Below are 20,674 nucleotides of genomic sequence, written 5' to 3' on the forward strand. Positions count from 1 at the left end.
CCAAGTCAATTATGAGTAAGATTCAAATGAAGTCCATAGCTTACCTGACATTTGTTTTCCTATTTTCACAAACATTACAGCTACAGGCACAATCGAGAAAATACATCAGTCAGTTCAGTCATTTTCAAAGTTATTTCAACCCCGGATTGACTGGATATGAAGGTAGTACCATCAGGAGTTATGTCCGAAACCAGTGGTCGGGTATGGAAGGAGCGCCAAAGACCTATTTCATCAGTGCTGAAATGGATTTTTCTGAAGGGAAAGGAATAGAGGATCCCGCTCTAATGGGCAAGAATGCTTACAGCATTAATCTATTGCACGATACTTATGGGGCATTCAAAGAAACTGAATTTTTAGCAGCCTATGCCAGCAGGGTAAGACTGACATCCAGTCATCAGTTGAGATTAGGTGCGGGTTTGAATTATCAAACCATCCGGCTGGATGGCAATGCGCTAACCAGTGAACAAGCAGGGGATCCTTTGATTGGTCAGTATCTGGGCGGGTTTTCGGACATGCAGATTTTCGATTTTAATTTGGGTTTGGCATTGACCCATAAATCCTATTATCTCTCCTATGCGATGCACAATGTGAATAAGGGTCGCATTTCAGGGGGTGAAGAGTTCATGGATGGAAAACCAGTGGTTTATATCATTCAGGCTGGGTTTAGGGAAGCATTATCTCCTCAGGCATCCCTAATTATAAATGGATTTTATCGCAGCCAGGAAGGTTTACCGGATAACCTTGAATTTAACGTCAAGACCTTACTCATGGATAAAATCTGGATTGGAGGAGGACATCGGTTTGATTATGCCAGTAACCTTCAATTTGGAGTGTTATTTGATAGAATCCGGCTTGGATATATTTTTGAATTCCCGGCAAACCGGAGTTACTTGCTACCGGGACAAACCCATGAATTTGCACTGGTCTATCACCTGTTTAGAAAAAATGAGAAGGGACCCGATGACAAGGTTAATATTTGGTAATGAATCAAATATCAGTCGCAATGTGTGATATTGCCATCAAGCATTTCTGTAACTTCCGTTTTGGGAAAACCCAAAGCAGGGCTTAAAAAAGGTATGCCCCAACCCATTCCTCTGATGACAAATAGAACACCAATAAACAGCGCAAAATAAGGTAGAAGCCGATTCATTTTCAGTCTGAATCCAAAAGAAAATATGTTTTTGGACAGCATCAAAAGCACCATTACAGGAATAGTGCCCAATCCAAAAAACAACATGTAAACCATACCCGAAACCGGACCCTGCATGGCCAGGGAGGCGAGTAAAGCCATATAAACCATACCACAGGGCAAAAAACCATTCAGAATACCGGAAATAAAAAATGCTTTGGGGCCTCCTCTTTTAATGGAGCTTCCTAGCCTGGATTTCAACCGAATCATGCCAGCGGCAAGCCATGAACCTGAGACCCATTTTTCAGATTTTCTGTAAAAAAAAGCCATCCCAATAATCACCGCCCCCATAAGAATAGAGAGCCATTGTTGGATTCCTGCCAGGGCAAGGGAAAAACCAAGCAAACCTACCAATCCTCCTAATAAAGAATAAGTAAGGGTCCTGCCTGAGTTGTAAAGGAGTTTGTTGAGCAGGTATTTGTTCCTGTCTTTGCCAGCCAATGCCAAAGCGATGGGACCACACATACCTATGCAGTGAAAAGACCCCAAAAAACCCCATAAAAAGGCTGTCCAAAGCATGCTACAGGTCTATTTTCTTTTCTTCAAAAAAACCAACTCCATCCCTTTCCCAACTTAATTTAACCCTCCAGTAACCCGGAGAAAGGCTGTTTAAATCCACGGTATTGACTTCGGTATCCTTAATATTGACATCTATCTTCTTATCCATTCTGGCATCGGAAGGCCTGAACAAGTGAAGTTCTCCTTTTGCTCCTACCGGAAGGTTTAAATCCAGCATTTTTGCCTGGGCATCAAAGCTCATGGCCTCCTTGGAGGACTCCAGAGAATTACTGACTTTATCTATATGTTCCTGGTATTTTATTTCTTCTTCGTAATAATTCTCTGTAACCAGGTGCAGGTCATCTTGCTTCATGCAGATGGTCACCATGGTTGCCATGATCGCTACAAATACTACAAAGACCAATACTATTCCATTTCCCCAATTCATTTTGTTTGGTTTTTAGTTAAACTATTTTTTTACGGGCCCCATAAAATTGGTTTCAATTTCATCTATGGTTTCTCCATTTTGCTGTAGTAAAAGCACGATACTTTCCTGGGGCACCTGCATGTCAGCCTGAGCTTTGACCAGAAAAAACCGCCCTTCAAATTTGGTCTGTCCTTCCAGATTCCAGTCGGTATCCCCTACTCTCTCCAGGGTAATGGTTGGATCTTCTGGTACCAGGTCCACCGCTTGTTGCTCAAAGGTTTTATTGATCAGCGTCAGTTCATAGAGATTACTGATTTTATCACCTTCCCGCTCCTGATAGGTCATTCCTCTGAATCGGGTCACTGTGGCACCAAGATCGGTCCTGGTACTTAGCAATCCAACAAATCCGGAGATCAATAAGAGCAATATGGCTGAATAAGCCTTTACCCTTCCCGTTATCAATTTAGAAGTTCCTTTTTGTATGCTGTTTTCTGAAGCATAGCGGATCAAACCCTTTGGTCGCTCCACCTTTTCCATTACCTCATCACAGGCATCCATACATGCGGTACAGTTGACACATTCCATTTGTACACCATTCCTTATATCTATACCTGTGGGGCAAACCTGAACACATAGGGTACAGTCTATGCAATCTCCCAATGCCTGGTCTTCTTGTTTGTTTTTCCTTATTGGTCCTCTTGGTTCACCCCTTACATAATCATAGCTTACATTGATGGATTGGTTGTCCAGCATGACCCCCTGCAGCCTGCCATAGGGACATACCACGATACAGGCCTGCTCCCGGAACCAGGAGAAGACAAAAAGAAATATCCCCGTAAAAGCTATCAGACCTAAAAAACCCGCCAGGTTTTCTGTGGGAGGCTGCATGACAATTTCCTTCACCTGATCTATACCGATCAGATAGGCCATCACAGTATGGGAAATGAGCAGTGAAATCAAAATGAAAATGGACATTTTCAGGGATTTCTTCCTGACCTTTTCGCCATTCCAGGGCATGGCATTAAGTTTCCGCTGTTGGTTGGCATCTCCTTCTATCCAATATTCGATTTTGCGGAAAACCATCTCCATAAACAGGGTTTGCGGGCAGGCCCAGCCACAAAACACACGACCAAATACCACGGTAAATAAAATGATAAAGACCACAAAGATCAGCAGTAAAAAAATCAGCAGATAGGTATCCTGAGGCCAGAAGACGGCACCAAAAATAATAAACTTACGCTCAAATATATTGAACAACAACCAGGGTCGACCATTTACCTGAATAAATGGCCCAGCAAATAAAATACCCAGCAACAACCAGGAAAAATACGTTCTCCATTGGTAAAATTTACCGGAAACCTTCTTGGGATATACCCAGTTTCGACCGCCTTCTTTATTGACAGTACCCAGGGAATCTCTGAATTTTTCCGGTTGGAGATTTTCGTTCTTATTTGCCATTTTATTTAACGCAATTTCAACATTGAAGGTAACCGCTGGATCAGGTTTTTAAACGCTGGTCCAGCGGTTTAATCATTATTCTGCAGGTTCTGCACCCAGTTCATCTTCTCCAAGCGCGTCCAGCGGCTCCTCTATGACAGGTTCATATTTTTCTCCCTGCGGCTCTTTGGGATTGGCCGGTGTGGTGCCTTTAAGGGTAAGTATATAGCTTGATACCTGCTGCATTTGTTCCGGGCTCAGCTGGTCCTGCCAGGGGATCATGCCCTTTTCCACCACGCCGTATTTTACCACTGAAAATATATCCTTGATGTCTCCTCCATGAATCCAATACTCATCTGTCAGATTTGGGCCTACTCCTCCTCCTCCATCCATGGCATGGCAGGCGGAACAATTACCGGCATACAATTCTGCTCCGGCTTCAATGCTGGATGTAGTGGCATCAAATTCTACGGTATTTTCATCAATGGAAGCCAACATGGATTCTCCCCTGGCCTCTTCTTCCATGGCGGCAATGGCCAACTCTTCTTCATATTCTTCCATTTGTGTTTTGCCTATTCCCAGGACGGAGTAGTTGACAAAATAAATTATCGCAAAACCAATGCTTAAATAGAATACATAGGCCAGCCATGGAGGCATAAAATTATCGAGTTCTACAATTCCGTCATAACTGTGATCCAGCTGTATATCTGCTTCCTGCTCAATGGGCTTCATTTTGCCGGTGACAAATTTTTCCTTAAAATTATCCCACCAGGAAGGTTGTGCCGCCAGTGCAGGATTGTCCTGCCTGATAACAGTCATTAAAAAAGAAAGTAAGTACAGCATGACCCCCATGATGATGACAATCAACAACAGCACCACGCCGATAATCAGTAACAATGTCATTTGGCTACTATCCAGTTGCTGCATCTGGGCAGTCCAGCTTCCTTCTGCTTCCTGAGCCAAACCGGGAAAAGACAAAAGCATGCCTGTCAAAGTAGCTCCAATCCATTTAAACGTTTTCATAGCTTTTATCTTTTTGATGTTCATCTTTTAAAGGCATCTCTTTCATTTTGTCAATGTATCCCTTGTCTGCGCGAATTACCCACCAAAACATACTGACAAAGAAAATCACGAATATCAGCAGGGAGATGATCGGATAGATTTCAATGTTTTCTATAGATCTTAAAATTTCTTTTTGCATGATAATTAAGGTTTAAGGATTTGTGGCTGTGCTTTTACTGATATCTGTACCCAGCCGCTGTAAATAAGCAATAAGGGCTACAATTTCGGAATCAGGCAATACTTCCACTCCTGATTCCTGAAGGCCTGCTACAATCTCGCCGGCCTGCTGCTGAAGATCATTGATGGCCGTTTCATCATATCCTTCAGGGTAGGGCACACCTAATTTTTGCATGGTCCTGATCTTTGCGCCGATATTACTGTGATCCATGATATTGGTGGTCATCCATGGATAGGGAGGCATTAGGGATCCTGGTGACATGGTCCTTGGGTCCACCATGTGGTGGTAATGCCAGCTGTCCGGATATTTACCTCCTACCCGGTGTAAATCAGGACCAGTACGTTTTGAACCCCATAGAAACGGCCTGTCATATACGAATTCACCCGCTTTGGAGTATTCTCCGTAACGCTCCGTTTCAGATCGAAATGGCCGGATCATTTGAGAATGACAGCCCACACAACCATTGGAGATATACAAATCCCTCCCCTGCAGTTCTAATGGTGTATAAGGTGTAACACTACTAATGGTAGGCACATTGGATTTGATCAGAATCGTTGGAATGATTTCCACTACTCCGCCAATAAGAATCGCAACGGTTGCCAGGATGGTAAAAAACACAGGCTTTCTTTCCCAGGCCCTGTGCCAAAACTCACCCTTAGTGGAAACGTGCCTGGCCAGGGCAGGCGCTTCATCGGCCTCTTCTTCCTGGAAGGAACCGGATGCGGCCGTTTTGACCAAATTGTAAACCATCAAAATGGCACCTGATAAATAAAGGAGTCCCCCAAAAGCACGTAGCATATACATCGGAACAATTTGAATGACTGTTTCCAGAAAATTGGGATAAGCCAACCGACCCGCATCTCCAAACTCTTTCCACATCAAACTTTGTGTTAATGCAGCCACATACATGGGCAGCGCATAAAAAAGGATGCCCATGGTACCTAACCAGAAATGGGTATTGGCCAATTTGACAGAATACAAATTGGTTTTCCACATTTTTGGCCATAACCAATACAGCATGGAAAAAGTCAGAAAACCATTCCAGCCCAATCCACCAATGTGCACATGGGCTACTATCCAATCGGTATAGTGGGCAATGGCATTGACATTTTTAAGGGAAAGCAGGGGGCCTTCAAAGGTCGCCATACCATAAGCCGTAACGGCTACCACCATAAATTTCAATACCGGGTCTACCCTGACCTTGTCCCAAGCCCCTCTAAGGGTCAAGAGTCCATTCACCATACCTCCCCAGGAAGGAGCTATCAACATGATTGAAAAGGCCACACCCAATACCTGCGCCCATTCCGGCAAGGCCGTGTAAAGCAAATGATGGGGACCTGCCCAGATATAAATAAAAATCAGGGACCAAAAATGTATGATGGAAAGCTTGTAGGAATAAACCGGCCTGTTTGCTGCCTTTGGGAGATAATAATACATAAGTCCCAGGAAGGGAGTAGTCAGGAAAAACGCAACGGCATTGTGTCCATACCACCATTGTACCAAAGCGTCCTGTACACCCGCATAGGCAGAATAACTTTTGAATAGCGAGACTGGTAAGGCAAGTGAATTGAAAATATGCAGCACTGCCACCGTTACGAAGGAAGCCAGGTAAAACCAAATGGCCACATACATGTGCTTTTCCCGGCGCTTGATCAATGTACCAATCATATTGGCACCAAAAGCCACCCAGACAACGGTAATGGCAATATCAATGGGCCATTCAAGTTCTGCATACTCCTTGGAAGAAGTCAATCCCAAAGGAAGAGTGATGACCGCTGAAAGAATAATGGCCTGCCAGCCCCAAAAATGAAACCAACTCAGGGTTTTGTTCCACATGGGAGCCTTCAGAAGCCGGGGCATGGAATAATAAACACCGGCAAAAATGGCATTCCCAACAAATGCAAAAATCACAGCATTTGTGTGCAATGGCCTGAGCCTGCCAAAAGTTGTGTAGGGATTCCCCAGGTTGGCCTCAGGCAGAAATAGCTGCGTGGCAGCAAGCACACCGATCAGCATTCCTGCTAATCCCCATATTATGGTAGCTGCACCAAAGTACTTTACGATCTTGTTATCGTAACTAAATTGTTCAAGTGTTCCTGACATATCACTCCGATTTATTAGGTGTTTTTTTATTTGTTTTATTTTTTGTTTTGTTCTCAAACAATATCCGTATGGCCGGGGTATGCTGGTCGTCAAACTGACCTCCTTTCATTGCTTTAAAAAACAACCATAAAAAACATCCGGCCATTACTAAACTTATTCCTATCAATATAAAAATCACTTCCATTTTTCAGTGGCTTTTTGGTTCATACCTCTCCTGAATGCCAGCAAGTTGGTCACCACCGTGGTAAACAACACCACTGATATACTGCTTGCAGGCATTAAAATAGCACATAATACAGGACTTACCAAACCCTGAACAGCATAGTAAATACCTACCGCATTGTAAGCAAAACTAAGCACAAAACTGGCTTTTATAACTTTCCTGCCGGTATCCGCAAAATCCAGAAATTGAGGCAAAAGGCTGAGTTTTTTTCCATCCAGAATGGCATCGCTGGCCGGACTGAAATGGGAAATATTATCGGTGACGGCAATACCCACCTGGCTTACCCTTAGTGCTCCGGCATCATTTAATCCATCTCCTACCATCAACACCTGCTTACTGGAATGTTGCAGACGTTCAATATGGCTCAGCTTATCAGCAGGGCTTTGTTGAAAATACATATGGATTTCATTGCCCAACTCCCTTTCCAGGATTTGTCTTTCATGGTCCAGGTCTCCTGAAAGCAGGTGCAGGTCGAATCTGTTCTTTAACTCCTGCACCATTTTACCCATACCATTCCTGATACCGCTGTCTATAAAGAAGGTGCCCAAATGAACGCCTTCAACAAAAAAGTAAACTTTATTGCCCCTGGAATTTACAGCGTCGTCGGGCTTTAGTTCCATTAAGGACGCCGCTCCCAGCGCTATGCTCTGAGATTTATAGGTGGCCGTCAGGCCTTTACCGGGAATTTCTTCCACCTTCTCCAAATCAGCAGGGCTTACCTGCCCCAGGTAACGGTTTATCCGGTTGCTCAAAGGGTGAACCGAATAACTCACCAAAGCTTTCAAAACCCCTCGTGTTTCATCTGAAAGCTTTTCCCCTTCATACCTTATTTTGGCATTGGCAGGTGAAGTGAGGGTTCCTGTTTTATCAAAAACCAGTGTATCCACCGCAGCAAGTTTTTCGATTACCTGTGAATTTTTCAGATAAAAACTACTTTTTCCAAAAATACGCATGATATTTCCCAATGTGAATGGCGTTGACATGGCCAATGCGCAGGGACAGGTAATGATCAAAACAGCTGTAAAAGCCCTGATCCCCATGGAAAAGTCATACATGCTCCAATACAGCAAAGTGCTGAAGGCAATCAACAATACGGTAAAGGTAAATTTACCACTGATTCGGTTGGCCAAAGAGGCAAGGGAATCTTTTTGCTCCCTCTTGGAAAAAGCTTCGTGGTTCCACAAATCCGTCAAATAACCCTGGGAAGGGGATTTCTGCACCGCAAGGTTGATCGCAGGACCCTTTTGCCTTCCTCCAGCATAAATCAGTGAGCCTTTTTTCAGGCCGACAGGCACCTCCTCACCTGTTACAAAACTATAATCTATTGATGCCTCTTCGTTTAATAGAATACTATCGGCCGGCACCAACTCCTCATTTCTGACCCTGATGATATCACCCACTTGAACCTTTGTAAGGGGAATTACTTCCTCCTGATCCTTTTTTAATCTGGTCACCGCAATGGGAAAATAAGCGGTATAATCCCTGTCAAATGAAAGGGTATCAAAAGTCTTCTGCTGGTACCATTTTCCAAGCAAAAGGAAAAAAAGTAAGCCTCCCAGGGTATCTAAATAGCCTTCCTGGCCCAATAGGAAAATTCCAACCAGACTGTATACAAATAGGGTAATGATTCCCATGGCTATGGGCACATCCATATTTACTGTTCGGTTTTTAAACGCCAGCCAGGCAGATTGGTAATAATCGGTAGCCGCGTAAAAAAAGACCGGTAAGCTAAGCAATACATTCAGGTAACGAAATAGATTCTTGAAACCAGGCCCCAATAGTTCTGCCTCCGAAAAATATTCCGGAAGACTGAAAAACATCATGTTGCCAAAACAGAAACCAGCTACAGCCAATTTATAAATCAGCTTCCGGTCCATTTTTGGTCTTTTTCCTACATTCAGGTCAGAGAGATTTATTGCTGGCTCATAACCTATTCCTGCCATAAGGGCCACAATATCTTTCAGTCCAATATATTCCTGCTGAAATTTGACCTGCACCTTTTTTTTGATAAAATCCACTCTGGAGGAAATGATTCCCTGATCCAGACGGTTAAGATTTTCAAGCAGCCATATGCAGGAGGCACAATGGACCATGGGTACATAAAAAGTGACATGGGTTTGGTCCTCGTCCCGGAAATCAATCAATTTCTCTGAAATCTCCTTATCATCCAGATAATCAAAGCGGTTATCTCTTGTTGCCCGGTTTTTTTGATTGTTGCCCGGAGTATTTGCCAGATTGTAGTAATCACAAAGATCGTTTTCGGACAGTACATCATAGACCGTCCTGCATCCGGAACAACAGAAATCCTTCCCATCATGGTAAAGTCCATCATTATCGCAGGGTTCTCCACAATGATAGCAGGTTGTTTGTTGCTTTTTTTCCTTTTCGGTAGAGGTATTCTCCATTTGGCGGCAATTTAGTTCACCTTCAAAGCTAAAAACATGACAAAGATCATTTAATATAGTGATTTAAATGGCCAAATAAAATGAAAGCCTGTCATACCACATGCCTCCCTTGTAAAAATGGAACAGTACTTTGGCCAGATCCGCCTGATTATTTTTTGAGGTGACCAAAATGGTGCATTGGTGCTTGACGGCGTAAGACCAAAAATCTCCTATTCTATTGAAGTTAAACTTGATAAAGGAGGTTTCTGAAGTATGGGTATTTACTTCCTGTATGATTTCCTGCTCCTCTTTCTGTTTGGATTTGGGGATAAAAGCCGGTGAGATAATTGTAGCCTTGCTTTTTTTGATATTATTTTCAAAAAGCGTCAAAAAATGCCTGATGATCTTTGCCGAGGCCGGACTTCCGTCATAATGAAAAAGCAGGCGTTCAAAAGACAATTCCCGGTCATAAAGGAGCACAGGAACTTCACAGGGTTCATTTTCCAGAGCTTTGGGATGATCCAAACCATGTAGCCAATCCAATACTTTGGGTAAATGAGCCGTATACAATTGAATAGAACTATTGGGTATTAATTTTTTCCCCACAAGTTCCTTTACCATATCCGCTTCAAAGTTCTGACCCATAGGGAGGTGAGTATGTGGGGTAATGATTTCACCGGGGAAAGAAAATTGTGTGTCCAGCTTTGTTTGCATGAGCCCTTCCTTTTTTTTACAAATCTATATCACGGGAAGAAAGAGAATAGTGATATATGGTTAGGCTCAAACATGATAAATGTCATGTTATATTCAAAAGGAAGTTCCTAATTCCCTCAGAGAGATTTAATTCCGGGAAAAAATTCCAAATACGTTAGTTTTTATCGAGATTTACAAAAAACTGTTTTCGCAAATGAAACAACACCTTACAGCTATCATCTTCGCCCTGGCCATTCTGGGATCTGCAATTGTTTTGGGCAATGCTTACTGGAAAAGAAGCCTTGAAGAGACCAAAATTTCCGTTACCGGACTGGGTGAGACAGATTTTATTTCTGACCTCATTGTATGGGAAGGTCTTTTCGAAAAGCAAGCCAATTCTTTAGGAGAAGCCTATTCGGGTTTGGAACAGGACAGAAAAGCCGTTACAGAATACCTCAATTCCAAAGGGATTGCCTCTGAAGAAATCGTATTCAGTGCCGTACAGACCCGGCAAAATACCCGTGCGGAGTACAACAATGAGGGAAGGTATATGGGGGAAACATTTCTGGGGTATATTTTAAGCCAAAATATCAGCATAGAATCCAAAGAGGTAGAAAAGGTGGAAAAAATGGCCCGTGAAATCACCGAATTGCTCAATAAGGAGATACAATTTTATTCCCAGGCCCCCCGGTATTATTTTACCCAATTGGCGGACCTGAAAATTGAATTGATTTCAAAGGCGACTGAAGATGCCCGGTTAAGGGCTGAAAAAATCGCTGAAAATTCCGGTACTACCCTGGGAGGTCTTATCACCGCCAATATGGGAATTTTTCAGATTACGGGACAAAATTCTGGAGAAGATTATTCCTGGGGAGGTACTTTTAATACTTCTTCAAAAGCTAAAACTGCCTCCATAACCATGAAACTGGACTACCGTATCAAATAGCGATGGGCAGCAAAAACCGTATTCCACCAGCTCATTTACTACAGGAAGGTATTCACTATTATTATGAGGGTCCTTTTATGGTTTTTACAAGGGAGTACCACTTGCTCAGGGGCTATTGCTGCAACAATGCCTGCAGGAACTGTCCATACCGGGAAATAAAGAAAGAAAAAGAGTAATAGGAATTATTTGGAAGAATTAAAAGTTCCTAAATCTGGTATTTGGTATCCCTTCGGATAGGTATCCCGTTTTCTTTGGGTTCCTAAGCGTGGTACTTTCCTTTCCGGCATTATGCTTAAACCAAAAGCCCTGATTTTCAATCCTGTCCTTACCAGTAGTTGTAATGCCCTTGGTGGATCAGGGAAGCCCATGGCCTTCCTTAGCGGCGCATCCATCAGACAGAAAGCGACATGCCTTCCTGGCACAAATAACCAATGCGGAAGGTAAAAGCCCAATAACAAATCCAGTGTTTTTTGCCCCAGAAGCCTATTGTGCGGGTGAAATGCAAAATGTTCCTTTTCGTAGGACATGTTGAAAGATTCAAATTCGGAAAGGGTATCAGGAACGTCCTTTATCCCCATAAGCCTGGCCAACTCCCTGTAATTGATAAAAATTGCCTCTTTTTCCTTCGAGGTAAATGGTCTCCAGCCCCAATTATCCATCCACCTAATGGGTTCAAAAATAAAAGTAGACAATACATAGAGGTAGTCCTGATTGGGAATATGAAAACGGCCATGCATGGCATTCATGCGGCCAATGGCCGCTTTCCCTCTTTCACTAGCCTTTCCATTTTCCAAAATCTCGTACAAGATCAATTCGGTATCGTCATAGCGTTTACGGGTCCTTTTTGTAAATTCACCGGTCGCAACCAGTAGCCTTGAAATAGAAGGCACAGCAAAAGTCCTGAAGAGGGCAAATTCCAGGGCTTTTTCCATATCCCAGGGAAAACAGTGAAAAGATAGCAAAAAGGCTATTTTTTCATGGTCCTTTTCAGGATGCAGCTGCTTTATTTGCCTGCTAAATGGTTTGTTGCTCATAAGATATGGACACATGGCTGCTAATTTAGTCAAGTGGGTTTATGATTTAAACTTTATTCCTTTAAAAAGATCCAGGCTTTCGGTTAATACATGACAGAATGCTTAAATTTCGGACATTAACAGGGGTACATGATATGAAATCGAGCATGACGTAGCCGTCACACAGTGGGATGACTAACAACCATGCGAGCTTCCATGTGGCAAATAAAAAACAATTATAGACACATGAAAAAATCAATTATTATACTACTCACTTTTATTTTTCCTTCTCTTAGTTTTGCACAGGAGGATAACAATTATCCCTGGAAAATAATTGAAACATCTTCCGGAGAAACCACTGATATTCCCGCAGTCCTGAAAGCGATAAATGAGGTTCAACTTTTGGTATTTGGAGAGGAGCACAATGACAGCATTGCCCATGTGGTGCAGGAAAAGCTTTACAGGGGAATGATCGAAAAATACGGAGATGCAACCCTTAGTCTGGAAATGTTTGAAAGAGATGTACAGCTCATCATGGATGAATACCTTTCCGGGTTGATTTCAGAAGATAAGCTGATTGAAGAGGGCCGGGCATGGAGCAATTACCCGGATTATGCCCCCTTGCTGTACCTTGCGAAGGAGGAAGGCCAGGCAGTGTTGGCTTCCAATGTGCCGGGAAGGTATGCCAATATGGTCAGCAGGAAAGGATTGGGTACCTTGGAACTATTGGACCGAAAAGCAGCAGATTATTACTCCACTTTTAGTCTTCCTAAAGAAGATGATCCCTATTTAAAGAAATTCAATGATGCCATGGGTGGCCACGGTCAGCATATGGGACCCCAATATTTTCATGCCCAACTGCTCAGGGATGCTACCATGGCGACAAGCATCCTTCAATCCTGGCGCAAAAACCGAAGAATTAAAATCCTGCACCTTACCGGCAGATTCCATAGCGATGAGGGGTTAGGAACGGTCAATGAATTAAAACAAAGAAAAAAAAATCTAAGCATTATGACCATATCCTCCTACCCTTCACAGGATTTCCAAAACCCGGATTTTAAAGCGATTAAGCCATTGGCAGATTACATTATCTTGACAAAGCCACAGGAAAAATAGCATCCCGTTTGAAATTTTTTTGTTTTTGCACCATTTAATCAGGTTAAATCTAAATTTATTTCAAAGCTCTATTTTGCATTTTTGGACTTAAATAATAGACAGAATCAATTTTATAATCCTCCGGGTTGTCTACTCTAAACCATTGGTATCCCGTTCGTTTGCCCTGGTGTTCGTTAAAGATAAACATGACATCATTGCCCTGCTTTTTAAAGACTTTAGCTTCCGGTTCTAAGATTGGATAACTGGTGGAACAAGCGGTTAGTAACAAGCAAAATAAGGCGGTGGTTGGTTTTATCATTGCGCTAAATCAATAAAGTGAAAGAAGAGAAAACAAATCCCAGAATAGGATTATATTGGGGTTGAAATACAGCACCTTGGTTATGCGACATTTCCTCCAATCTTCTTGTAGGGCTTCATCACCAAAAAGAATCAACCCATTTTCAAAACCAGCGGTTGGTACACTGGAAATGAAATAAATCTGATTCTCAGTTAGTTAATTGAATTTGGGTAGTTTTATTTTGTATTTCATTTTTAAGGATTTGAAATACATTTTCAAATATATAAAAAATATGAGCGATTGAAAATAAACTACTCATAATTTACTGAAAATTTTGAAATATGCTTGGCCGTAATTTTGAAATATATGACAACAATTTTTCGTTTGAAGATTTTGGATGAACAAAAAATACATGTTTTGATAGGCAACAGTTATTAATGGTCTGAAGACGATATGCTCGGTTTTAAACATTAAATGTCGGGTGAATGTCGGGAAAAAATCAAGATTTATTCAAGCCGAATTAAAAAAAACGCTGTTTATTGCCTGAGAAATCAAATCAAAAATCAGCTATGAAACAACCTGCATTGGGCCAAAAAATCCTTGAACTTAGAAAGGCCAGGGGACTCACTCAAGAAGAACTGGTAGAAAAGTGCGCATTAAATGTGCGCACAATTCAGCGAATTGAAGCCGGGGAAGTAAGCCCCAGAAGCTATACCATCAGGGCTATTTTTTCAGCTCTGGACTATAAGGAAGAAAAACCTGATCCAGGGTTAATCAATTTATCAATTGATTCTAAATCAGGATATTGGATGATGGCAGCTATACTAAGCGGACTAATTTACTTGATATTGGCATTTTGGGAAGGGATATTGGACTATTCCCTTTGGACATCTGGGGAAAGGGATGTGCCTGCCATCACTTATTATCTGGTAAAAATTTTCGTAATCTTGTTCTTTGGTGTTTTTATATCTGGATTTTATTTGATTTCACGAATTTGGAGTAACGAATGGATCAAATTTGGATCTGCCCTATTGGGAATAGGAACGGTGATATGTATAGCCACAGACCTGTATTGGTTTCAGCAAATTGAAGCCTCTGTCGAAATTATACTAGTTAGTCAATCTATTGGAATGGGTGCTTTATACCTGATTTTTGGTATCGGACTGCTAAAATATCAATCTGTACTAGGACAACTTGCCCTGGCATGTGGCATCCTGGGAGTGGCTACGGGCCTTTCTTTTCTCAGTGTTGTACTGGCTTTACCCGGGTTGGTGATATTAACCGTATTTGAAATTTTTTGCCTTTTATTGCTATTCAGGTGTTTGAAAAAAATTACCTCAGGAAGAGAAATCTCTAAATCTTTAAAAACCATTTAGTATAAGGCATAAGGGAATTGGCTAATCCTCTTTTATTTCATTGAACACCATGTCTATTTTAATGGTATCCCTTGGGTATTCCAAAACCAGTGTCTTATTTTTTGAAACCAAAATAGGCGTTTTTAAAGCGGATTTTTCTTTGACAAGTAATGTCAACAGATCTGTTTCCTCTATTTTTTTTCCCTGGATGTTTTCCTTGAAATATTGAGACCCCTTATCAAAGAGATCAATTATGTTTTTGTTTAGTTTCTTTGCCAACTCTAAAACCTGCGTTGGGGTCATGTCATTTTTGGAAATATCCAATTCATTGATCACATGCTTGTGAAGCGTCAAAACATAGGCATAGGCTTCCCTGTCTTCTAATTTATTGCTGTTGTAAAGAAATTTGATTTCGTTTTTTCCCAATTCAAACATGATTTTTATAAGTTTAGAAATTTAAAAAATGGAATCAATTCCTCCAATTTCTACCATAAATGATGCCAGTATTTACTTGCATCGGTACTTTAATGAAACTTATAATTTCTACTGAAATTAGACATGATCCAAGCTATCGATTTGCAGACGAATGGAAAACTCAAGGATTTCTATCTTTTTTTGAAGGAAATTTTCCAACGATTAAAAAGTTTGAAAAAATTTACTTTGATGCTTGTAACTCCTTATATTTATTAAAAACTAACTAATGACTGAAGATATTCGTTGGGAGCAAAGATTTTCAAATTATGATAAGGCATTAAACAAACTGTCCCAAGCTGTGACTCAGGCAGGGGATAAGGGACTTTCAGAATTGGAGGTTGAAGGATTGATCCAGCGATTTGAATACACTTATGAGTTAGCTTGGAAAACGCTTCAGGATTTTATCAAGCAGCAAGGCTATACGGAAATAAACGGTCCTGGTCAGGTTTTAAATCAAGCGTTTGAAATGGGTCTGATTAACAATCCACAAAGCTGGAGAAGATTGAAAAAAAGCAGGGAGCTGACATCTCATACTTACGACAGTAAAACTGCCAAGATCATTGCAGATGCTATCATCAAAGAATATTATGGTCTATTTACGTTTCTTTGGGAGAAACTAGACAAGCTTAAAAGCGGAAAGACAGGAAATTTATTCTCATGAAAACAGGAATACCAGGAGAAGTTTGGAATGAAATCTCTGACGTTTTCGAAAATTTTTCTAAAATAAATCAGGTAATCCTATTTGGGTCACGGGCAATGGGAAATTTTAGGGAAGGTTCGGATATTGATCTGGCAGTAAAAGGGGATAATTTAGCTCTAAATGATTTATTGGATATTGAAGCTGCCTTGGAGGACTTGCAATTGCTTTACAATTTTGATTTGGTCAACTTTCTCCAAATCACCAATACAGCACTTAAAGACCACATTAATAGGGTGGGAAAGGTTGTTTACACCAAGAAAGTACCGAACTCGGAATCATCCCCCCCTTCAATCTCAAAACATTACAACAATAAATAGGAAAAACCTCAGCACAATTAAAGGACCCCTCATAACACCCTGCTCTCCGTCTGCCAAAGATCTGCATTGGCCCCGAGTTCCTTCTTTAGCGGATCGGTGATTTTATTGAGTCTGCTGACCATATCCGGAGTAAGCTTGACCTCCAGGGCACCCATGTTTTTCTTTACCTGCTCCGCATTTCTGCCACCTACAATGGTAGCTGCCACACCCTGCTGCTCTAGTAGCCAGGCCAGGCTCAGGTTGCCCATAGGGATATTCAGCTCATCGGCAAAAGCCTTGATTTGTCCGATAACCTCAAAAGTTAATGCCTCGCAACCCTTGTCCTGATGTCTGGATTGGGATCTTTCTTTGGTAAAATGCCTGGTCCTGGCCCTGTCATCGGGCACGTCATTTTCAGCGGAAAATTTTCCGGTAAGGAGCCCCTGCATGATGGGGGAATAGCAAAGTACCGGCACCTCATCTTCAATGCATTTGGGTAAAATGCTATACTCAATGGCCCTGAAAAGCAGATTATAAGCCATCTGATTGCTACTGATACGATATTTCGATTGTTTACAGGTTTCCAGGCTTTTCACACCAAAGTTAGACACCCCATAAGCCCTGATTTTACCTTGTTCCCTGAGTTGTTGCAGTGCTCCCAAGGTGTCTTCAAGGGGAACCTCCGGATTGGGCCAGTGCAACTGGTACAGGTCTATATAATCCGTTTGGAGATTTTTCAATCCTCTTTCGCAGGCCCGGATAAGGTCTTGCGGCAAAAAATCTCCGGGACCCACCTTGGAAGCAATTTCTATCTGCTTTCTTTCGGCTCCCAAGGCTTCTGCCAGCAGGTTTTCAGAAGCCCCTGCTCCATACGCTTCAGCTGTATCAAAGGTAGTAATCCCTTGATCATAAGCCTTTTTTAACGCTGCCAGGGAATCTCTTTTATCCTGTGGACCCCAGTTGAAGCCCCCCACAACGGCCCAGCAGCCAAAAATCAATCGGGAAATTTCCAACGAACTGTGGGGCAATACATATTTTTCCATGGCTATATCCTGTTATTTTATCCGTCAAAAAAAGGAATTTTGTTGCCAAAATCAAACTAAAAACCCAAAAAATCAAACCGGCAACCGCAGCTCAAACCTCGCGTATTCTCCTAATTTGGAATCAATTTTCAGAACACCATTCATGCCATCAACCAGGTGTTTGACCAGTGGCAGACCAAAGCCATACCCTTTTTCCCCGGCACTTCCCTGGGTAGTTTGGCCTTCGCCTTTCATGATAGCTTCTATTTGTTCAGCAGTCATTCCGGCACCAGTATCTTTAACCACCAACAGCAATTCCTTATTTTGAGATTTCTCGGCCAGGTTAAGGCTAATATAGACTTTTCCTCCTGAAGCTGTGAATTTGATGGCGTTTGAGATCAAATTACCCAAAATCTGAAGCAATTTTGCTTTTGGAAATGGCTTTTCCTTATGATTCCCTTCTACCAATACCTCCAGTGTCACCTTTTTTTGTTCAGCCTGCACACCATACAGATTGATGATTTTCTCCTTCAGGGTCATCAGATTGTATTCGTTATCGGGATTTAAGCGAAGCTCCTTCTTATCTTCCTCCCGGGAGGACAGAATTTCATCTGCCAATTCCAGTAATGATTTACCACTTTTCTGGATGATTTTGATAAAATCCAACACATCCTCCAGTTGGTTGGTATTTCCTTTTTCCTTGATGATCTGGGCCAGACCAATAATGCCCCCAATAGGGCCCCTGATATCATGAGCCACTTGCTTTTGCTTTTCTTTGGCGGATTTAACTTCCGCCTTCAGTAAGGTTAGAGCCTTGATGACTTTCAACCTGTTAACGATTTCATCAGCAATTATTTCCAACAACTCCACCTTTTCAGGGCTGATGTATTTGGTCTCCTTGTCCATAACGCAAAGAGCACCCAGGTTAAAACCAGATTCATTTTTTAAGGGGACCCCCCAATAGTATCTGAGGTTGGGGTCGTCGGTCACATAAAATTTGTCTTTGAATCTTTCGTCCTTGGTCAAATCCTTAATTTCAAAGGGTTGGTTGCCCATAATGGTATATTGGCAAACCGAATCCTCCCTTGGCATTTGTTTCAAAGAAATACCTTCACTGGCCACGGTCCATTGGGTAAAAGAATCTACCAGATTGACCAGGGAGATATCTGTTCCGGCCACTTTCCCTGCCAATTTGGTCAGGTCTTTCAGGCTGTTCTCCAACTCGCTGTTATCCAGGTCATAATCGGCCAATTGCAATAGCCTGTTGAATTCATCCTCAGGGATGGGGCTTTCCATAAAAGTAGCTGTTTAATTTATGGGAAAAGTAATCCGGATTTTCACCATATCCAATAATGAATGAATAATTAAACCTTGTATTCGTTAAATAAGGAAACCCAAAAAATTCCCTATTGCAAGGAGTGACTAGTAAAATAAATGGCTTCTAAAGGAGGTACTTATACCAACGCCAAAATCAATTCTTCTCTAGTACAACCTTATAGCTCGGATCATCATCCGCATAATTGACATTGATGATTTTTTTTGCGTTTTCCAGCAGAATTTTGCTGCTATTGGTCAGGTGTCGGATATACACTGTTTTTCCGAGTTTGTCATAACGCTCTGTAACCTTGTTAATAGCCTCTATTCCGGAATGGTCCACTACCCTGCTTTCTCTGAAGTCAATAATAATCTCATCCGGATCATTGATGGGGTCAAATTTTTCGCTGAAGGTGGTAGCTGAAGCAAAAAACAAAGGACCGTACATTTCGTAGTGTTTTACCCCGTTTTCATCAACCCTTTTCCTTGCACGTATCCTTTTGGAATTTTCCCAGGAATAAACCAAAGCAGAAACGATGACACCAACCAGCACTGCGAGCGCAAGATTATGCAATATTACCGTGATCAGGGTGACCAGCACCATAACGAGCATATCGGGTTTTGGTACTTTCCCAAATACTTTCAAAGAGGCCCATTCAAATGTTCCGATGGCCACCATAAACATCAACCCCACCAAAGCGGCCATGGGTACCATCTCTATGTATTCGGAAAAAAAGAGGATAAACAACAATAAGGTTACTGCGGCCAACCCGCTCGAAATCCTGCTTCTCCCCCCGGCGTTTACATTGATCAGACTTTGTCCCAGCATGGCACAGCCTCCCATACCGCCGAAGAATCCGGTTGCAACATTACCGATGCCCTGGGCTACACATTCTTTGTTGCCATGGCCCCGGGTCTCTGTTATCTCATCAATCAAGGTAAGGGAAAGCAGGGATTCAATCAACCCTACTCCGGCCATGATGGCAGAGTAGGGAAATATAATCAATAAAGTCTCCCAGGTAAAAGGAATCATTGGGATATGGAACTGCGGCAAGCTTCCTTTGATGGAGGCAATATCGCCTACGGTCTTTGTATCTACTCCGCCAAAAATAACAATGACCGAGATTACCAAAATTGCCGTAAGGGATGATGGTACAGCTTTAGTCAGCTTTGGCAAAAACTTGATGATGAACATGGTCAGCAATACCAGTCCAAGCATCACATACAACTTGCTTCCGCTGATCCATACCAGTGTTCCCGATGCATTGATTTCCTTAAACTGACTAAATTGAGACATGAATATGATAATGGCAAGACCATTTACAAATCCAAATATCACAGGGTGAGGCACCAGGCGAATGAGCTTGCCCAGTTTGAGCAAACCCACCACTATCTGGATCAAACCCATCAAAACGGCAGCCGCAAAAAGATACTCTATCCCATGATTAATTACCAAAGCCACAACAATCACTGCAACTGCCCCAGTAGCTCCTGAAATCATGCCCGGCCTGCCCCCTAAAATTGATGTAACAAGACCAATTATAAAAGCAGTATACAAGCCTACCAGAGGACTAACGCCCGCAATAATTGAAAAAGCAACCGCTTCTGGCACCAAAGCCAAGGCAACAGTTAATCCTGACAATACTTCATCTTTTAAATTGTATTGCTTGGGCCGAAATAAACGGTAAAACATTTGCGTCATAAGCTACGCTGATTTTTTGGTGAATAAATCGTAAATAAGGGGAAAGATCGTAAAAGGATATCTCGGGCGATAAAATAAAAAACGCAGCAAATTACCTTTGGTTAAGGCGGAGTGGGTCTGTATTTTTTTAAACTGTAACCTTTCATTTTGCTCTGCAAAAGTAAAAACAATTTATAGCGATACAAAATTTTACCTAAAACAAAAATTAAACTATAAACAAAACTTTATTCTAAATAAACCACTATTTATCTGATTTTTAGCAAAG

Annotated in this window: 22 protein-coding genes; 7 read left to right on the forward strand and 15 right to left on the reverse strand. The window is 41.9% G+C overall.

What is annotated here, in order from left to right; translation table 11 throughout:
• The first annotated feature begins 11 nt into the window (after window positions 1–11).
• Window positions 12–983, forward strand: a complete 972-nt coding sequence (locus tag G9Q97_RS04865) for a PorP/SprF family type IX secretion system membrane protein (RefSeq protein ID WP_166143730.1) — start codon at window positions 12–14, stop codon at window positions 981–983.
• Between the two features lie 11 nt (window positions 984–994).
• Here G9Q97_RS04865 and G9Q97_RS04870 read toward each other — a convergent pair whose 3' ends face one another.
• The 9 genes from G9Q97_RS04870 to G9Q97_RS04910 all read right to left on the reverse strand — a co-directional run bounded on the left by G9Q97_RS04870 (window position 995) and on the right by G9Q97_RS04910 (window position 10,215).
• Window positions 995–1,708, reverse strand: a complete 714-nt coding sequence (locus G9Q97_RS04870) for a sulfite exporter TauE/SafE family protein (protein ID WP_166143732.1) — start codon at window positions 1,706–1,708, stop codon at window positions 995–997.
• A gap of 1 nt (window position 1,709) precedes the next feature.
• Window positions 1,710–2,135 (reverse strand): FixH family protein, encoded by a 426-nt coding sequence (locus G9Q97_RS04875; RefSeq protein WP_166143734.1) that lies wholly within the window; start codon window positions 2,133–2,135, stop codon window positions 1,710–1,712.
• A 21-nt stretch (window positions 2,136–2,156) separates the two neighbouring features.
• Complete coding sequence (ccoG, locus tag G9Q97_RS04880) at window positions 2,157–3,572, reverse strand: cytochrome c oxidase accessory protein CcoG (RefSeq protein WP_166143736.1); 1,416 nt, start codon at window positions 3,570–3,572, stop codon at window positions 2,157–2,159.
• A gap of 75 nt (window positions 3,573–3,647) precedes the next feature.
• Entirely contained in the window at window positions 3,648–4,574 is a 927-nt protein-coding gene (locus G9Q97_RS04885) for a cbb3-type cytochrome c oxidase N-terminal domain-containing protein (RefSeq protein ID WP_166143738.1), read from the reverse strand.
• A complete protein-coding gene (locus G9Q97_RS04890; protein ID WP_166143740.1) occupies window positions 4,561–4,752 on the reverse strand; it encodes a cbb3-type cytochrome c oxidase subunit 3 in 192 nt (63 codons plus the stop codon). The genes G9Q97_RS04885 and G9Q97_RS04890 overlap by 14 nt, the downstream gene beginning before the upstream one ends.
• A gap of 12 nt (window positions 4,753–4,764) precedes the next feature.
• Window positions 4,765–6,894 (reverse strand): cytochrome-c oxidase, cbb3-type subunit I, encoded by a 2,130-nt coding sequence (ccoN, locus tag G9Q97_RS04895; RefSeq protein ID WP_166143742.1) that lies wholly within the window; start codon window positions 6,892–6,894, stop codon window positions 4,765–4,767.
• Window position 6,895: 1 nt separating this feature from the next.
• Window positions 6,896–7,078 (reverse strand): cbb3-type cytochrome oxidase assembly protein CcoS, encoded by a 183-nt coding sequence (gene ccoS / locus G9Q97_RS04900; protein WP_166143744.1) that lies wholly within the window; start codon window positions 7,076–7,078, stop codon window positions 6,896–6,898.
• Entirely contained in the window at window positions 7,069–9,522 is a 2,454-nt protein-coding gene (locus G9Q97_RS04905) for a heavy metal translocating P-type ATPase (RefSeq protein ID WP_166143746.1), read from the reverse strand. Before G9Q97_RS04905 ends, ccoS begins: the two co-directional genes overlap by 10 nt.
• A 63-nt stretch (window positions 9,523–9,585) precedes the next feature.
• A complete protein-coding gene (locus G9Q97_RS04910) occupies window positions 9,586–10,215 on the reverse strand; it encodes a hypothetical protein (RefSeq protein ID WP_166143748.1) in 630 nt (209 codons plus the stop codon).
• A 193-nt stretch (window positions 10,216–10,408) separates the two neighbouring features.
• On the opposite strand from G9Q97_RS04910, the gene G9Q97_RS04915 reads away from it, so the two are divergent.
• A complete protein-coding gene (locus tag G9Q97_RS04915; RefSeq protein ID WP_166143750.1) occupies window positions 10,409–11,140 on the forward strand; it encodes an SIMPL domain-containing protein in 732 nt (243 codons plus the stop codon).
• Between the two features lie 2 nt (window positions 11,141–11,142).
• Window positions 11,143–11,316 carry a DUF5522 domain-containing protein gene (locus tag G9Q97_RS25170; protein WP_166143752.1) on the forward strand — a complete coding sequence of 58 codons (174 nt, stop codon included), beginning with the start codon at window positions 11,143–11,145 and terminating at the stop codon, window positions 11,314–11,316.
• A gap of 6 nt (window positions 11,317–11,322) precedes the next feature.
• Here G9Q97_RS25170 and G9Q97_RS04925 read toward each other — a convergent pair whose 3' ends face one another.
• Window positions 11,323–12,207: an oxygenase MpaB family protein gene (locus G9Q97_RS04925; protein WP_246255423.1), complete on the reverse strand. Its 885-nt coding sequence runs from the start codon at window positions 12,205–12,207 to the stop codon at window positions 11,323–11,325.
• Between the two features lie 192 nt (window positions 12,208–12,399).
• On the opposite strand from G9Q97_RS04925, the gene G9Q97_RS04930 reads away from it, so the two are divergent.
• Window positions 12,400–13,269: a ChaN family lipoprotein gene (locus G9Q97_RS04930; protein WP_166143754.1), complete on the forward strand. Its 870-nt coding sequence runs from the start codon at window positions 12,400–12,402 to the stop codon at window positions 13,267–13,269.
• 55 nt (window positions 13,270–13,324) lie between these two features.
• On the opposite strand, the gene G9Q97_RS04935 is transcribed toward G9Q97_RS04930, so the two are convergent.
• The gene (locus tag G9Q97_RS04935; protein ID WP_166143756.1) at window positions 13,325–13,567 is read right to left on the reverse strand and encodes a hypothetical protein; all 243 of its coding nucleotides are present in this window, start codon (window positions 13,565–13,567) and stop codon (window positions 13,325–13,327) included.
• A gap of 548 nt (window positions 13,568–14,115) precedes the next feature.
• Here G9Q97_RS04935 and G9Q97_RS04940 point away from each other — a divergent pair.
• Complete coding sequence (locus G9Q97_RS04940; protein WP_166143758.1) at window positions 14,116–14,922, forward strand: helix-turn-helix domain-containing protein; 807 nt, start codon at window positions 14,116–14,118, stop codon at window positions 14,920–14,922.
• Between the two features lie 21 nt (window positions 14,923–14,943).
• Here G9Q97_RS04940 and G9Q97_RS04945 read toward each other — a convergent pair whose 3' ends face one another.
• Entirely contained in the window at window positions 14,944–15,336 is a 393-nt protein-coding gene (locus G9Q97_RS04945) for an arsenate reductase family protein (RefSeq protein WP_166143760.1), read from the reverse strand.
• Window positions 15,337–15,601: 265 nt separating this feature from the next.
• Between G9Q97_RS04945 and G9Q97_RS04950 the strand changes: the two genes are divergently transcribed.
• Together G9Q97_RS04950 and G9Q97_RS04955 are read left to right on the forward strand one after the other, a co-directional pair.
• A complete protein-coding gene (locus tag G9Q97_RS04950) occupies window positions 15,602–16,036 on the forward strand; it encodes a nucleotidyltransferase substrate binding protein (protein ID WP_166143761.1) in 435 nt (144 codons plus the stop codon).
• Complete coding sequence (locus G9Q97_RS04955) at window positions 16,033–16,392, forward strand: nucleotidyltransferase domain-containing protein (protein WP_166143763.1); 360 nt, start codon at window positions 16,033–16,035, stop codon at window positions 16,390–16,392. The genes G9Q97_RS04950 and G9Q97_RS04955 overlap by 4 nt, the downstream gene beginning before the upstream one ends.
• A gap of 29 nt (window positions 16,393–16,421) precedes the next feature.
• Here the strand turns inward: G9Q97_RS04955 and G9Q97_RS04960 are convergent, their stop codons facing one another.
• From G9Q97_RS04960 to G9Q97_RS04970, 3 genes are all read right to left on the reverse strand, one after another.
• Window positions 16,422–17,414: an aldo/keto reductase gene (locus tag G9Q97_RS04960; protein ID WP_166143765.1), complete on the reverse strand. Its 993-nt coding sequence runs from the start codon at window positions 17,412–17,414 to the stop codon at window positions 16,422–16,424.
• A gap of 72 nt (window positions 17,415–17,486) precedes the next feature.
• The gene (locus G9Q97_RS04965; protein ID WP_166143766.1) at window positions 17,487–18,689 is read right to left on the reverse strand and encodes a GAF domain-containing sensor histidine kinase; all 1,203 of its coding nucleotides are present in this window, start codon (window positions 18,687–18,689) and stop codon (window positions 17,487–17,489) included.
• Window positions 18,690–18,864: 175 nt separating this feature from the next.
• Window positions 18,865–20,409 carry a SulP family inorganic anion transporter gene (locus tag G9Q97_RS04970; protein ID WP_166143768.1) on the reverse strand — a complete coding sequence of 515 codons (1,545 nt, stop codon included), beginning with the start codon at window positions 20,407–20,409 and terminating at the stop codon, window positions 18,865–18,867.
• Window positions 20,410–20,674 lie beyond the last annotated feature (265 nt).

It is taken from the genome of Cyclobacterium plantarum, assembly GCF_011290685.1.
Taxonomy (GTDB): Bacteria; Bacteroidota; Bacteroidia; order Cytophagales; family Cyclobacteriaceae; genus Cyclobacterium; species Cyclobacterium plantarum.

What these genes read in the sequence shown, in the direction of transcription:
- G9Q97_RS04865 (WP_166143730.1), top strand. Translation starts at nt 12, where the DNA reads ATGAGTAAGATTCAAATGAAGTCCATAGCTTACCTGACATTTGTTTTC.
- G9Q97_RS04870 (WP_166143732.1), bottom strand. Translation starts at nt 1,708, where the DNA reads ATGCTTTGGACAGCCTTTTTATGGGGTTTTTTGGGGTCTTTTCACTGC.
- G9Q97_RS04875 (WP_166143734.1), bottom strand. Translation starts at nt 2,135, where the DNA reads ATGAATTGGGGAAATGGAATAGTATTGGTCTTTGTAGTATTTGTAGCG.
- ccoG (WP_166143736.1), bottom strand. Translation starts at nt 3,572, where the DNA reads ATGGCAAATAAGAACGAAAATCTCCAACCGGAAAAATTCAGAGATTCC.
- G9Q97_RS04885 (WP_166143738.1), bottom strand. Translation starts at nt 4,574, where the DNA reads ATGAAAACGTTTAAATGGATTGGAGCTACTTTGACAGGCATGCTTTTG.
- G9Q97_RS04890 (WP_166143740.1), bottom strand. Translation starts at nt 4,752, where the DNA reads ATGCAAAAAGAAATTTTAAGATCTATAGAAAACATTGAAATCTATCCG.
- ccoN (WP_166143742.1), bottom strand. Translation starts at nt 6,894, where the DNA reads ATGTCAGGAACACTTGAACAATTTAGTTACGATAACAAGATCGTAAAG.
- ccoS (WP_166143744.1), bottom strand. Translation starts at nt 7,078, where the DNA reads ATGGAAGTGATTTTTATATTGATAGGAATAAGTTTAGTAATGGCCGGA.
- G9Q97_RS04905 (WP_166143746.1), bottom strand. Translation starts at nt 9,522, where the DNA reads ATGGAGAATACCTCTACCGAAAAGGAAAAAAAGCAACAAACAACCTGC.
- G9Q97_RS04910 (WP_166143748.1), bottom strand. Translation starts at nt 10,215, where the DNA reads ATGCAAACAAAGCTGGACACACAATTTTCTTTCCCCGGTGAAATCATT.
- G9Q97_RS04915 (WP_166143750.1), top strand. Translation starts at nt 10,409, where the DNA reads ATGAAACAACACCTTACAGCTATCATCTTCGCCCTGGCCATTCTGGGA.
- G9Q97_RS25170 (WP_166143752.1), top strand. Translation starts at nt 11,143, where the DNA reads ATGGGCAGCAAAAACCGTATTCCACCAGCTCATTTACTACAGGAAGGT.
- G9Q97_RS04930 (WP_166143754.1), top strand. Translation starts at nt 12,400, where the DNA reads ATGAAAAAATCAATTATTATACTACTCACTTTTATTTTTCCTTCTCTT.
- G9Q97_RS04935 (WP_166143756.1), bottom strand. Translation starts at nt 13,567, where the DNA reads ATGATAAAACCAACCACCGCCTTATTTTGCTTGTTACTAACCGCTTGT.
- G9Q97_RS04940 (WP_166143758.1), top strand. Translation starts at nt 14,116, where the DNA reads ATGAAACAACCTGCATTGGGCCAAAAAATCCTTGAACTTAGAAAGGCC.
- G9Q97_RS04945 (WP_166143760.1), bottom strand. Translation starts at nt 15,336, where the DNA reads ATGTTTGAATTGGGAAAAAACGAAATCAAATTTCTTTACAACAGCAAT.
- G9Q97_RS04950 (WP_166143761.1), top strand. Translation starts at nt 15,602, where the DNA reads ATGACTGAAGATATTCGTTGGGAGCAAAGATTTTCAAATTATGATAAG.
- G9Q97_RS04955 (WP_166143763.1), top strand. Translation starts at nt 16,033, where the DNA reads ATGAAAACAGGAATACCAGGAGAAGTTTGGAATGAAATCTCTGACGTT.
- G9Q97_RS04960 (WP_166143765.1), bottom strand. Translation starts at nt 17,414, where the DNA reads ATGGAAAAATATGTATTGCCCCACAGTTCGTTGGAAATTTCCCGATTG.
- G9Q97_RS04965 (WP_166143766.1), bottom strand. Translation starts at nt 18,689, where the DNA reads ATGGAAAGCCCCATCCCTGAGGATGAATTCAACAGGCTATTGCAATTG.
- G9Q97_RS04970 (WP_166143768.1), bottom strand. Translation starts at nt 20,409, where the DNA reads ATGACGCAAATGTTTTACCGTTTATTTCGGCCCAAGCAATACAATTTA.